General features: G+C 65.1%; 9 protein-coding genes. 6 read left to right on the top strand and 3 right to left on the bottom strand.

Annotated features, from left to right (window positions below; translation table 11 throughout):
• The first annotated feature begins 11 nt into the window (after nt 1-11).
• From ASG03_RS10060 to cimA, 3 genes are read left to right on the top strand one after another with little or no spacing between them, the layout of a single operon-like run.
• A complete protein-coding gene (locus ASG03_RS10060) occupies nt 12-533 on the top strand; it encodes a GFA family protein (RefSeq protein ID WP_062471974.1) in 522 nt (173 codons plus the stop codon).
• Nucleotides 530-1,510: a prolyl aminopeptidase gene (pip, locus tag ASG03_RS10065; protein ID WP_062693488.1), complete on the top strand. Its 981-nt coding sequence runs from the start codon at nt 530-532 to the stop codon at nt 1,508-1,510. Before ASG03_RS10060 ends, pip begins: the two co-directional genes overlap by 4 nt.
• A 2-nt stretch (nt 1,511-1,512) precedes the next feature.
• Nucleotides 1,513-3,129, top strand: coding sequence for a citramalate synthase (gene cimA / locus ASG03_RS10070; RefSeq protein ID WP_062693489.1), 1,617 nt, complete (start codon nt 1,513-1,515; stop codon nt 3,127-3,129).
• A gap of 118 nt (nt 3,130-3,247) precedes the next feature.
• On the opposite strand, the gene ASG03_RS10075 is transcribed toward cimA, so the two are convergent.
• Nucleotides 3,248-5,155 (bottom strand): bifunctional 2',3'-cyclic-nucleotide 2'-phosphodiesterase/3'-nucleotidase, encoded by a 1,908-nt coding sequence (locus ASG03_RS10075; RefSeq protein WP_244475224.1) that lies wholly within the window; start codon nt 5,153-5,155, stop codon nt 3,248-3,250.
• A gap of 458 nt (nt 5,156-5,613) precedes the next feature.
• Here ASG03_RS10075 and rarD point away from each other — a divergent pair, with 458 nt between their 5' ends.
• Entirely contained in the window at nt 5,614-6,567 is a 954-nt protein-coding gene (gene rarD, locus ASG03_RS10080; protein WP_443216598.1) for an EamA family transporter RarD, read from the top strand.
• A 119-nt stretch (nt 6,568-6,686) separates the two neighbouring features.
• Here rarD and ASG03_RS10085 read toward each other — a convergent pair whose 3' ends face one another.
• Nucleotides 6,687-7,307, bottom strand: coding sequence for a TIGR00730 family Rossman fold protein (locus tag ASG03_RS10085; RefSeq protein ID WP_062693490.1), 621 nt, complete (start codon nt 7,305-7,307; stop codon nt 6,687-6,689).
• A 255-nt stretch (nt 7,308-7,562) separates the two neighbouring features.
• Between ASG03_RS10085 and ASG03_RS21975 the strand changes: the two genes are divergently transcribed.
• Together ASG03_RS21975 and ASG03_RS10095 are read left to right on the top strand one after the other, a co-directional pair.
• Nucleotides 7,563-9,728: a LysM peptidoglycan-binding domain-containing protein gene (locus ASG03_RS21975; RefSeq protein ID WP_062693491.1), complete on the top strand. Its 2,166-nt coding sequence runs from the start codon at nt 7,563-7,565 to the stop codon at nt 9,726-9,728.
• A gap of 180 nt (nt 9,729-9,908) precedes the next feature.
• Nucleotides 9,909-11,795: an ABCB family ABC transporter ATP-binding protein/permease gene (locus tag ASG03_RS10095; RefSeq protein WP_062471965.1), complete on the top strand. Its 1,887-nt coding sequence runs from the start codon at nt 9,909-9,911 to the stop codon at nt 11,793-11,795.
• 55 nt (nt 11,796-11,850) lie between these two features.
• On the opposite strand, the gene ASG03_RS10100 is transcribed toward ASG03_RS10095, so the two are convergent.
• Nucleotides 11,851-12,708 carry a glycosyltransferase family 8 protein gene (locus ASG03_RS10100; RefSeq protein WP_062693492.1) on the bottom strand — a complete coding sequence of 286 codons (858 nt, stop codon included), beginning with the start codon at nt 12,706-12,708 and terminating at the stop codon, nt 11,851-11,853.
• Nucleotides 12,709-12,770: the final 62 nt, after the last annotated feature.

Here is a 12,770-nt window from a genome sequence, read left to right on the forward strand (position 1 = left end):
GCAAGGCCATCATCCCGGACCAGACCCCGCCAAGTGGCGGAACAACAGGCGGCGAAACAACGGGCCGCGAAAGGACGGGCGGCTGCCAGTGCGGCGCCGTGCGCTTCCGTGTCGACGGCAAGCTCGGCCGCCCGTCGATCTGCCATTGCCGCATGTGCCAGAAGGCGTTCGGCGGATTTTTTGGCCCGCTGGTCACGGTTCCCGAAGACGGTTTCGTCTGGAGCCGGGGCGAGCCGGCCTGGTTCCAGTCCTCCGTCAACATCGCGCGCGGCTTCTGCGCCGCCTGCGGCACGCCGCTGGCCTATCGCCACCCCGGCGGCCTCGAGATCGCCATCGGCGCCTTCGATGACCGGGCGGATCTCGCGCCGCAGATCCAGGTAAACGTGAAGGCCCGGCTTCCCTGGGTCACCACCATCTTCGACCAGCCGGTCCACACGGACCCGGACTATTATGCGCAGCAGGAAGCCGTCATTTCCTTCCAGCACCCCGATCACGAGACCGCCGATTGGCCGACCCACGGACTGAGCCTATGACCCCAGAGCACGACACGGACACCAGCCTGCGCGGCCTTTACCCACCGATCGAAGCCTATGCATCCGGCCATCTCGATGTCGGCGACGGGCACAGGGTCTACTGGGAACGCGCCGGCACCCCCGGGGCGAAGCCCGCCGTGTTCCTGCATGGCGGACCGGGCGGCACCAGCGGACCGAACCATCGCCGCCTGTTCGACCCTGCGCTCTATGACGTGCTCCTTTTCGACCAGCGCGGTTGCGGCAGGTCCACGCCGCATGCGGGGCTCGAAGCCAACACGACCTGGCATCTGGTGGCCGACATCGAGCGGCTACGCGAGATGGTCGGGGTCGAGACATGGCTGGTCCACGGCGGTTCCTGGGGCTCGACTTTGGCGCTCGCCTATGCCGAAACCCACCCCGAGCGGGTCTCGCAGCTCGTCCTGCGCGGCATCTACACGCTGACGAAGGCCGAGCTCGACTGGTACTACCAGTTCGGCGTCTCCGAGATGTTCCCCGACAAATACGAGCGCTTCGTCGCGCCCATCCCGCCCGAGGAACGGCACGAGATGATGCAGGCCTATTACCGCCGCCTGACCGGCGACGATATCGCGTTGCGTCGCAGGCTCGCCAAGATCTGGAGCACATGGGAGGGCGAGACGATCACGCTTCTGCCGCAGCCCGACACCAGCGGCAAGTTTGCCGAGGACGATTTCGCCGACGCGTTCGCCCGGCTGGAAACGCACTATTTCGTGCATTGCGGCTGGATGGACGAGGGCCAGCTCGTGCGCGATGCGCATCGGCTGCAGGGCATTCCCGGCGTCATCATCCAGGGGCGCTACGACATGCCGTGTCCCGCGAAATACGCCTACGCCCTGCACAAGGCCTGGCCGCAGGCAGAGTTCCACCTGGTCGAAGGCGCCGGTCACGCCATGAACGAGCCCGGCATCCTCGACCGGCTGATCCGCGCGACCGACAGCTTTGCCGGAAAGGACGCCTGACCATGACGCGCGAGCGCATCTTCCTGTTCGACACCACCCTGCGCGACGGTCAGCAGACGCCCGGCGTCGATTTCTCCGTCGAGGACAAGATCGCCATCGCCGCGATGCTCGACGATTTCGGCATCGACTACGTCGAGGGCGGCTATCCCGGTGCCAACCCGACCGATACCGCCTTCTTCGCCAAGCGCCGGACCCGCAACGCCCGGTTCGTCGCCTTCGGCATGACGAAGCGAACGGGCGTGTCCGCCGCCAATGATCCCGGGCTGGCCGCGCTTCTCCAGTCGGCAAGCGACACGATCTGTCTCGTGGCCAAGAGCTGGGACTACCACGTGGCCGTGGCGCTCGGCTGCACCAACCAGGAGAACCTCGACAACATCACGGCATCCGTGGACGCCGTGGTGATCAGCGGTCGCGAGGCCATGGTCGATTGCGAGCACTTTTTCGACGGGTTTAAGGTCAATGCCGACTATGCGCTCGCCTGCGCACGCGCCGCCTATGATGCCGGCGCCCGCTGGGTCGTGCTCTGCGACACCAATGGCGGCACGCAGCCGGAAGAGATCCGCGCCATCGTCGCGTCGGTCATCGCCGCCGGCATCCCCGGCGAGCGGCTCGGCATCCACGCCCACAATGATACGGGGCAGGCCGTCGCCAATTCGCTTGCCGCGGTCGAGGCCGGCGTCCGCCAGATCCAGGGAACGCTCAACGGCATCGGCGAGCGTTGCGGCAATGCCAATCTGGTCACGATCATCCCGACACTGGCGCTGAAGGACGTCTTCTCCGCCCGCTTCGAGACGGCCATCGATACCGACCGCCTGCAGGAACTGACGAAGCTCTCCCACGCTTTCGACGAGTTGCTCAACCGCTCGCCGGACCATCAGATGCCCTATGTCGGCGCCTCCGCCTTCGCCACCAAGGCCGGCATCCACGCGTCGGCGCTTCTGAAGGATCCGCGCACCTACGAGCATGTCACGCCGGAAAGCGTCGGTAACCTGCGCAAGGTCATGGTGTCGGACCAGGGCGGCAAGGCGAATTTCATCAACGCCCTGAAGCGTCGCGGCATCGTGGTCGGCAAGGACGATCCGCGGCTCGACAAGCTGATCTCCATCGTGAAGGAACGCGAAGCGACCGGCTACGCCTATGAAGGCGCCGATGCCAGCTTTGCCATCCTGGCCCGCCGAACGCTCGGTCATGTGCCCGACTTCTTTCATGTCGAGAGCTTCCGGGTGATGGTGGAGCGGCGATTCGACGCCAACGGCCAGTTGAAGACCGTGTCGGAAGCAGTCGTCCGCGTGACCATCGACGGCGAGGAGACCCTGTCGGTTGCGGAAGGTCACGGCCCGGTCAACGCGCTCGATCTCGCTCTGCGCAAGGATCTCGGCAAGTACCAGAACGAGATCGGCGATCTCGAGCTTGCGGACTACAAGGTGCGCATCCTCAATGGCGGCACGGAAGCCGTGACCCGCGTGCTCATCGAATCCACCGACGGCACCGGTGCACGCTGGTGGACCGTCGGCGTCTCCGACAACATCATCGACGCCTCGTTTCAGGCCCTGATGGACAGTATCGTCTTCAAGCTTTTGAAGAACCGCGACGAGGTGGTGGCGGCTGCGGCAGAGTAGGGTCCGCCTGCAGACGTCGCTGCCATAAGACAGCCCGGGCGGGTGTCTCGAGCGAACACTGCCGGAGGATGCGCGCCGCTGGAAGCGCGGCGCGCGCCGGATGGCGGTTCGGCCAGCCTCAGAGCACCAGCCGGAACTTGGCAAACCCGTCGGCACCGTCGCCGGCATCCTCGATCCGCGCGGCCTTGACCTCGCCGAGCAGCGGCCGTGCCTTCGGTCCCGTTTCGAAGAGTGCCGTCGTTCCCGGCATCGGCTTGAAGCGCCAGTTGGCGTCGGCTGCGGGGTTGATCGTGCCCTCGGCGTGGATATAGCGGACGATGACGTCGCGGTTGGTGTCGGGGGCCGCGAAGACGACCTTGTCGCTGGCGATCTCCGGGAACTTGCCCCCGCCACCGGCCCGGTAATTGTTCGTGGCGACGACGAACTTCGCTTCCGGATCGATGGGTTTTCCGTCGAACGTCAGGTCCCTTATCCGGTGGGACGTCTCGTTCACAAGTCTGCCGTCCGTGTCGAAGCGGGGTGGTTGGGACAGGTCGATCTCGTAGGTCACGCCGTCGATGACGTCGAAGTTGTACGAGGGAAAGCCGGCATTGAGGAGCGGCTGGTCGGTCTGTCCGGGTATGAGGGTGTTGAACATGCCCGCCGACATTTCCAGCCAGTTCTTCACCTGTGCCCCGGTGATGACCACCGCCTGGACGGTGTTCGGATAGAGATAGAGATCGGCCACGTTCTTGATGGCGATGTCGCCGGCTGGCACGTCGGTGTAGTAATCCGCGCCGCCGCGGCCACCGGCCTTGAAGGGAGCGGCCGCCGAGAGGACGGGCAGATCCTTCCACGCCGTCTCCTTCAGCATGTCCCTGACGTACCAGGTCTGTGCCTGGGCGACGATCTGAACGGACGGATCGTCCGCCACCAGCGCAAAATAGGAGTAGAGCGGCGCGGATGTCTTGCCGACGGGCGTGCGGACATAGGCCAGCGTCGCCTCATGTTCGTCCTTGGCGGCGGTCAGGATATCGGCCCGGTCATTGACGTCGGCCACGACCTTCTTGTCCTCGCGGTGATAGATCGGGCGCGCCTCGGTGGTGAAGTCGATGATCTTCCAGCGCCGGCCGTCGCGCTCCAGCAGAAGATCGATGAGCCCGAGATGGGAGCCCCAGAAGCCGGCCATGACCGCAGGCTTCCCCTGCAGCGTGCCCCTGACCGGATCCACGCCCGCAATGCCGTCAAAGCTCTTGGGGCCGGGGAAAACCAGATGCTGATGCCCGGTCAGCACGGCGTCGATGCCCTCGACGCCGGCCAGATAGAGCGAGGCGTTTTCCATGCGGTCGGTCTGGCCCGTGCCGTCGATGCCCGAATGCGACAGGGCGACGATGATGTCGGCGCCGTCTTCCTTCATCACCGGAACCCAGGCGCGGGCGGCTTCCACGATGTCGCGCGTCTGCGCCTTGCCTTCGAGGTTCTTGATGTCCCAGAGCATGATCTGCGGCGGAACGAAGCCGATGAGCCCGATCTTCAGCGGGCTCGCCGCGCCGGTGCCGTCCGTCACGGTCTTCTCGATGATCGTATAGGGCTTGAAGAACAGCGCGTCCCGGGTCGGGTCCTCGGCCAGCATTCCCTTTGTCAGGTTGGCGCAGACGTAAGGAAAGTTCGCGCCGCCCAGCGCTTTCTCCATGTAGTCGAGCCCGTAGTTGAACTCGTGATTGCCGAGCGTGCCGGCTTCGTAGCCGAGCAGGTTCATGGCCTTGATGACGGGATGGACGTCGCCGGCCTTCAGACCCTTCTGATAGGCCATGAAGTCGCCCATCGGATTGCCCTGCAGGATGTCGCCATTGTCGACCAGAAAGGAATTGCCGGCTTCTGCGCGGATCGCGTCGATGATCGAGGCCGTGCGCGACAGGCCGAGCGTCTCGTTCGGCTTGTCGCCGTAATAGTCGTACGGGTAGACGTGAACGTGGATGTCCGTCGTCTCCATGATGCGCAGATGCGCCTGGTTGGCGGCCGCGCGGGCGGCGAAGGGATGGAGCATCACAAGCCCGGATGCCGAAGCAAGTCCCCCGAGAAAGGTGCGGCGGCTGACGCCGGCGTTTGTTCCGGTCAGGTTTGCACGGCTCTGGGGCAGGCGGCTCTGGGACAGGCGGGTTGGGGATGGGCGGCCCTCGGACGGGCAGACGGGCGCTGAGGGGGAGGACATGACGTTCCTTTCGTGCCGGTTCTTCTCAAGCCGGATCCCGTGCCGGACGATCCTCGGTGCGATCCCCTCCGGCGATCCGGCCTGCTCTGGGCGGGAAAGCCCGCCGCTCTCCACCTTGCAGGCAAAAGCGACGGTCGTGTGTCACCAGAATTCGTTGATCGTTCAGGGAAATGAATTGGAGCCGCCCGGTCTTTTCGCGTAAGCCGCAGGCTTGACGCGACGTGCGGGAGACAGGCTGCACCCTGGCAGGGGTTGCGCGCGTCTGCGCGACAAGGCCGGAGGAGGGCCTCGACATGGCCGACGTGACATCCAAGCCGATGGCGACAGCCTCTGTTCCCGGCAATGGCGACAGCCCCCGCGGCTTCCTGCTGGCCACCATCGCCTATCTCTTCTGGGGCGTCCTGCCGCTTTTCATGAAGGGCATCGGGCACATTCCGGCAGCAGAGGTCGTGGCCCATCGCATCGTCTGGTCGGTCCCGCTCGTCGGCGGCTTCATCCTGTGGCTCGGTCGCACGGCAGATCTGAAGCTGGCTCTGCGCTCGCCGCGCATGCTCCTGATGGCCTCGCTCACGGCGATCCTGGTGACGTTCAACTGGGGCATCTATGTCTGGGCGATCGGTGCGGGTCGGACGCTCGAGGCGGCGCTCGGCTATTACATCAATCCGCTGTTCTCGATCTTTCTCGGCGCGGTCCTGCTGAAGGAAAAGCTGAACCGGGCACAGTTGGTCGCGATCGGTTTTGCCGTCGCTGCCGTTGCCATCATCGCTTTCGACGCCGGCGGGCTGCCCTGGGTGTCGCTCGGCCTCTGCGTGTCCTGGGGTTTCTATGCCTTCTTCCGCAAGACGCTGCCGGTCGGGCCGAACCAGGGCTTCTTTCTGGAGGTGATGCTGCTCTCGGTCCCGTCGCTCGCCTACATCCTGTATCTCGAAGGGTCGGGGCAGGGGCATTTCACCGATACCGGCATGACCGACGTGGCCTGGCTCGTCTCGTCCGGCGTCGTGACCGCCGTGCCGCTGCTGTTCTATGCCAACGGCGCCAAGCTGCTGCGCCTCTCCACCATCGGCATCATGCAGTATATCGCGCCGAGCATCGTCTTTCTCATTGCGGTCTTCCTGTTCCACGAACCCTTCGGCATGGTGAAGCTGATGGCCTTCGGGCTCATCTGGATGGCGCTGGTGATCTATACCGGGTCCATGCTGGTGGAGAGCCGCAAGGCCCGTCAGGCGGCCGCGCTGCGCAGTGCCTGATGCAAGGTGGCAATGCCTGATGGAACGAGGCAATGCCGGATGGACGGAGAATGTGCCCATCCGGAGAGGTTCGGTGCGGAGAGAACCGCACCCCGCCACGCCGGGAAATGGGCTTTCGCCTACATCCTGTCGATAATGTCGCTCTCGCCGCCACGGTCGACCGTACCGGCCCAATGAGCCTTGAGCGCCGGGACCACCTCGTCCGGATCGTCGATGACGAGGGGCTGCACGAGATGCGCCGTGTGGATGAACCCGCTGTCGGCCATGTGGTGGATCAGCTTCATCAGCGGGTTCCAGAAGCCATTGATGTTGACGAGCACGATCGGCTTTCGGTGCCGCCCGAGCTGCGCCCAGGTCATGATCTCGACGATCTCTTCGAGCGTGCCGATGCCGCCCGGCAGCGTCACGAAGGCATCCGCCCGCTCGAACATCTTGTGCTTGCGCTCGTGCATGTCGGCGGTGACGACGAGTTCGCTCAATTGACCGAGGGAATGCCGGGTCGCTTCCATGTCCATGAGGAACTGCGGTATGATTCCCGTCACGCGGCCGCCCTTGGCCAGCACGCCGCTCGCCACGGCCCCCATGATGCCCTTGGTGCCGCCGCCATAGACGAGATGCAGGTGGTGTTCGGCGATGGATTGGCCGAGCCTGCGGCCCGCATCCATGAAGTCGGGCTCGCGCCCCGGCTGGGACCCGCAGTAGACGCAGATGGATCGAATCGGAACAGGTTGATCGCTCATACCCGAAGCAGACATCCGGTCTGCCGGCGCGTCAAGGCATGCACCAGGCTAAACATGTAAAAAGGCGCTTGCAAAGGCGCCAGAACATGCATCCCTGCTTGTGGAGTGGGCTGGATATCGCTAGCAATTTCAAGAGATGCGCGCTGGGCGACGTCCCATGCGCGCGCGACGGTCCGGCCGGTCATCAAGGCCGATGAGCACGGCAAGCGTTTTCGTTGAACACGGTCGGTCGAAACGCCCGTGGTGGAGAGTTGCATGAGGAAGAATACGGCAGGTCTGGTCGCGCTCGTCGTGCTGGCAGTCGCCACGCTTTTGATGATCTTCGTCGTCTTGCCCAATGTCGGTGACAAGGCACCGTCGACGGATGCCAAGAGTGCGGGCGCAGGAAGCCCGGCGCCGGCAGACGGAGCCCCCGGAACGCCCGGCGCGCTTTCAGGCAGCGGCGATACCACGACGGTCGAAGCGAAGGGCAATCGACCCGGCGCCGGCAATGCTGCAAATCCGGCAGACGCGGTTGTTCAATCTCAGCCGAACGCAGGCGCGGCATCGGCAGACCAGACACCGGCCGGCCAGAGACCAACAGATCAGACACCGGCAGGTCAGACACCGGCAAATCAGACACCGGCAGGCCAGCCCACGTCGGAACAGGCGGGCACGGGCACCGCCGATCAGGTCACTCCGGGTCAGGCAGACGCAACTCAGGCAGGCCCAGCTCAGGCAGGCGGTCAGCCGAACACGTCGCTGACGCCGGCGGCGCCAGGCGGGACTGCGCCGTCTGCCACCACCGCCCCTGCCGCAGGCTCGACCGTTGCTGCTGACGGCGCCCCGGCACCGAGCTTCGACGTGTTGCGCGTGGAGCCGGACGGCTCGACCGTCATTGCCGGCCGCGCTGCGCCGAACAGCAAGCTGGAGATCGTCAATGGCAACGTCGTCGTCGGCACGGCGGATGTCGGGGGATCCGGCGATTTCGCGGCGGTGTTCGACAAGCCGCTCGCGCCCGGTGATTATCAGCTGACATTGCGCAGCACGACGCCCGCCGGCACCGTCACCGCCTCGGAGGAAGTTGCCACGGTTTCCATTCCCAAGGTCGACAACGGGCAGCTCCTCGCCATGGTCACGAAGCCGGGAGAGGCCAGCCGCATCCTGACCGCGCCTGCCGCAGCCGGGACGCCCGCGGCGACCTCTCCGTCCTCGGCTGCGCCGTCTGCAAGCGACCAGGCCGCAGTGCAGGCGCCTGCCGCGTCTGCCCCCGGGGTAGTCCCAAGCGCCGCTTCTGGGGCCAACGGTCCACAGCCAGCCACGTCCGAGGCAGCGCCGACGTCGCCGGTCGCCGTGTCCGCGGTCGAGATCGAGGGCCGCAAGCTCTTTGTCGCCGGCACCGCGCGGCCGAACGCGACCGTGCGCATCTATGCGGACGACCAGCTGGTCGGCCAGGGCAAGGCGGACGCGCAGGGCCGCTTCGTCATCGATGGCGAGCTCGCCTTGTCCGTCGGCCAGCACGTGATCCGGGTCGACATGATCGGTGCGGATGGAAAGGTTCAGTTGCGCGCCGCCGTGCCGTTCGAACGTCCGGAAGGCGATCAAATCGCGGCTGTCGCGCAGACACCCGCCAGCGGCGCCGATCCGGCTTTCGATGGCGCCATCTTCGACGCCTCGCGCATGGAGGCGGCCAAGGCCTTCGCCTTGCTGAAGGCTCTCTTTGCCGACGGCAAGCTGCCGGGTCTCGACCAGCTGGCCGCAGCCCGCTCCGCCACGGAAATCGCCCTGACGTCGCTTGCCGGCGTCAAGCCGGTCGCCGGCATGCAGACAAGCGTTGCCGATCGCGTCACCACCACCACCAAGGCGGCCGCCGAGGCGCTGGCAATCCTGAAGCCCGTGCCCCGCGATGCCGCCGCCGTCGGTGCCGTACTGGGTCGCCTCGACATCGCGATGGCCCGCGTGCTGGAAACGGCGCCCGCTCTGGCCGCAAACGGTTCGGCCAGGGTGACGGCGCCTGCACCCGTCGATCAGGTGACAAACGATCGGGCAGCAAACGCTCAGCTGGACAGCGCGGCTGCACAGAAGACCCAGGCGAACGAGACCACCGGGATCGCCCCGGTCGCGCCGGATCAGCCTGTCGCCGGCTCTGCCGCGACGCAGTCTTCGCAGACGGCCGGTGGGGAACCGCAGACGGTGCAGCAGGCGCCTCTGCAGCAGAGCAAGAGCTCGGTCATCATCCGCCGCGGCGATACGCTGTGGCAGATCTCGCGCCGCGTCTACGGGGCAGGGGTCCGCTACACCACGATCTATGTCGCCAATGAGGACCAGATCCTCGATCCCGACCGCATCCTGCCGGGCCAGGTCTTCGGCGTGCCGGACAAGGCGCTGCCGGACGCGGAGTCGCAGGAAATCCACCGCCGACACATGCAGCACACGCCGTAAGGTCGCGCCGCACGGCGGCAGGGCGCAGCTGTCGGGCTGCAGGCCATTGCCGCGGCGGGCGAGGGAGCCTATGTGATAGCAACGCGAACGGCGCCTTCCGCAGGGGGCGCCGTTTGCATGTTCGACCGGCGCTCCCTCTGTCGGCCGCATGTCCCTGCCGGCTGGAAACGCGAAGACATCATGACGGACCAGAAGAAGACCGTGTCGGCGGATGCCGGCAATCCGCTGCAGACCATCCTCAACCTCTGGCCCTATATGTGGCCGAGCGATCGTGCCGACCTCAAGATGCGCGTGGTCTGGGCGACGGTCATCCTGCTCGTTGCCAAGATCGTGCTGCTGCTCGTGCCCTATTTCTTCAAATGGGCGACGGATGCGCTGAACGGCCGCGCCGACATGACCGGCATTCTCCCCGCCGCCATGACCGGCGCGCTGATGCTGGTCGTGGCCTACAATCTGGCCCGCCTGCTGCAGGCGGGGCTCAACCAGCTGCGCGACGCGCTGTTTGCGAGCGTCGGCCAGCATGCGGTCCGCCAGCTGGCCTACCGGACCTTCGTTCACATGCATCAGCTGTCGCTGCGCTTCCACCTGGAACGCCGCACCGGCGGACTGTCGCGCATCATCGAGCGCGGCACCAAGGGCATCGAGACGATCGTCCGTTTCACCATTCTCAACACGGTGCCGACGCTGATCGAATTCCTCTTGACCGCGGCGATCTTCTGGTGGGGCTACGGTTTCTCGTACCTGCTGGTCACCGCCGTCACGGTCGCGGTCTATATCTGGTTCACGGTGAAGGCCAGCGACTGGCGGATCTCCATCCGGCGCTCGATGAACGACAGCGACACCGACGCCAACACCAAGGCGATCGATTCGCTGCTGAACTTCGAGACCGTCAAGTATTTCGGCAATGAGCAGATGGAGGCGACGCGCTTCGATCAGTCGATGGCGCGGTACGAGAAGGCGGCAACCCAGGTCTGGACCTCGCTCGGCTGGCTGAACTTCGGTCAGGCCCTGATCTTCGGTCTCGGCACGGCGATCATGATGGTGATGTCGGCGCTCGCCGTGCAGCGCGGCGAGCAGACGATCGGCGATTTCGTCTTCATCAACGCCATGCTGATGCAGCTCTCGATTCCGCTCAATTTCATCGGCTTCGTCTACCGCGAAATCCGTCAGGGTCTCACGGATATCGAACAGATGTTCGATCTGCTCCAGGTGCAGGCAGAGGTGGTCGATGCGCCCGACGCCAAGGCCCTGGCGATCGACAAGGGCGCCATTGTCTTCAAGGACGTGCATTTCGCCTATGACGCGGCGCGGCCCATTCTCAAAGGCATCAGTTTCGAGGTCCCTGCCGGCAAGACCGTCGCCGTGGTCGGCCCGTCGGGTGCCGGCAAGTCGACGCTGTCACGCTTGCTCTACAGGTTCTATGACGTCCAGCAAGGCGCGATCACCATCGACGGTCAGGACGTTCGAAGCCTGACCCAGAAGAGCCTGCGCGCCGCGATCGGCATGGTTCCGCAGGATACGGTGCTCTTCAACGACACGATCGCCTACAACATCCGCTACGGCCGCATCTCCGCCTCTCACGACGAGGTCGAGGCGGCCGCCGAGATCGCCCAGATCGGCACCTTCATCAAGACGCTGCCGGAAGGCTACAATGCCATGGTCGGGGAACGTGGATTGAAGCTGTCGGGCGGCGAGAAGCAGCGTGTCGCCATCGCGCGGACGGTTCTCAAAAGCCCGCCGATCCTGATCCTCGACGAGGCGACCTCGGCGCTCGACACGCGGACGGAGCAGGAGATTCAGGCCGCCCTCGATATCGTCTCGCGCAACCGCACGACCCTTGTCATCGCCCACCGCCTCTCGACCGTGATCCAGGCCGACGAGATCATCGTGCTGAAGGACGGCGTCATCGCCGAACGCGGCACGCATGGCGAACTCATCGACCGCGAAGGCCTCTACGCCTCGATGTGGAGCCGCCAACGCGAGGCGACCCAGGCGGCCGAGCAGTTGAAGAAGGTCCAGGAGGAAGACGATCTCGGCATCGTCACGCGTCGCCCGCCGGCCGTGTGAGGCGGGCTGACCGGCGGGGCGTCCGGTTGGGGACATACCCCCGCCCGGGCGTCGCTCAGGGCAGGGACCGGGCCGCTTCGAAGCGGCGTCGGACAGCTAGCCACCTTTTCCGGATCGAATGGCCGATGCGCTTCCAGTGTCGCTGGCGTTTCGAGCGCAAAGGCGCGTTCGCCCAGGCCGTATCCGCACGCAACGCAAGGTATGCACGTTGCTGCGGATGGCGGCATTCTTCGGAGTTCGGCTTGGCATGGATGAAGTGCACGATCACCGCGTCGCCATAGTCGTCCTCCATTTGCGCGTTCCACTGCCAGCCAAGCTGCAAGGCGCGCCCGCTGACGAGCAGGTTGAGGACGTCCTGATCAAGAAACGAAAACTGCCCCGAGTGCAAAAGCGCAAAGCACCTGTCGCTCGCCTTCTCGTTTCTCCAGGCCACGGCGTCGATGACCAGAACGCCTGCATTGAAGTAGAACTCTTCATCGCTCCGCCCGAGGCGTCTGTTCATGTCCCGAAGAGAGGTTTGGCCTCGTGCCTGCACTCCGGCAATGAGATGATCGCCGAGCGGCACCGTGAAAAGATGCGACATATCCCCCAGCACCAGCGTGTCGGCGTCGAGATAGACGATGCGCGAATGCCGCTCGCCGACATAGTCCGGCAGGAGCAGTCTCGCATACGTCGCGCGGCTCCAGGCGTTCGTCGTCCTCAGGTATCGAATGTCGCGCAGCATCGCTTCATCGATGTCGATGAAGGTGATGGGGCGCCCGACGGACTGCTGAATCCAGTCCTTGTCCCGCGTCCTGAGGCCGTCGCCCAGAATACAGAATTCCACATCGGGAATATTGCCATTGAGATGCGCAGACCGCAGCATGACAGCCGCAAGCTCGGCATAGTTCCGGTCAATGCAACATGCCAGCATGCCCGTCCTCTTACATTTAAGAACAACCTGTTATAAATATCGCTCATGCGAGGTCAATGGCA

The organism is Rhizobium sp. Leaf341 (assembly GCF_001424325.1).
Taxonomy (GTDB): Bacteria; Pseudomonadota; Alphaproteobacteria; order Rhizobiales; family Rhizobiaceae; genus Ferranicluibacter.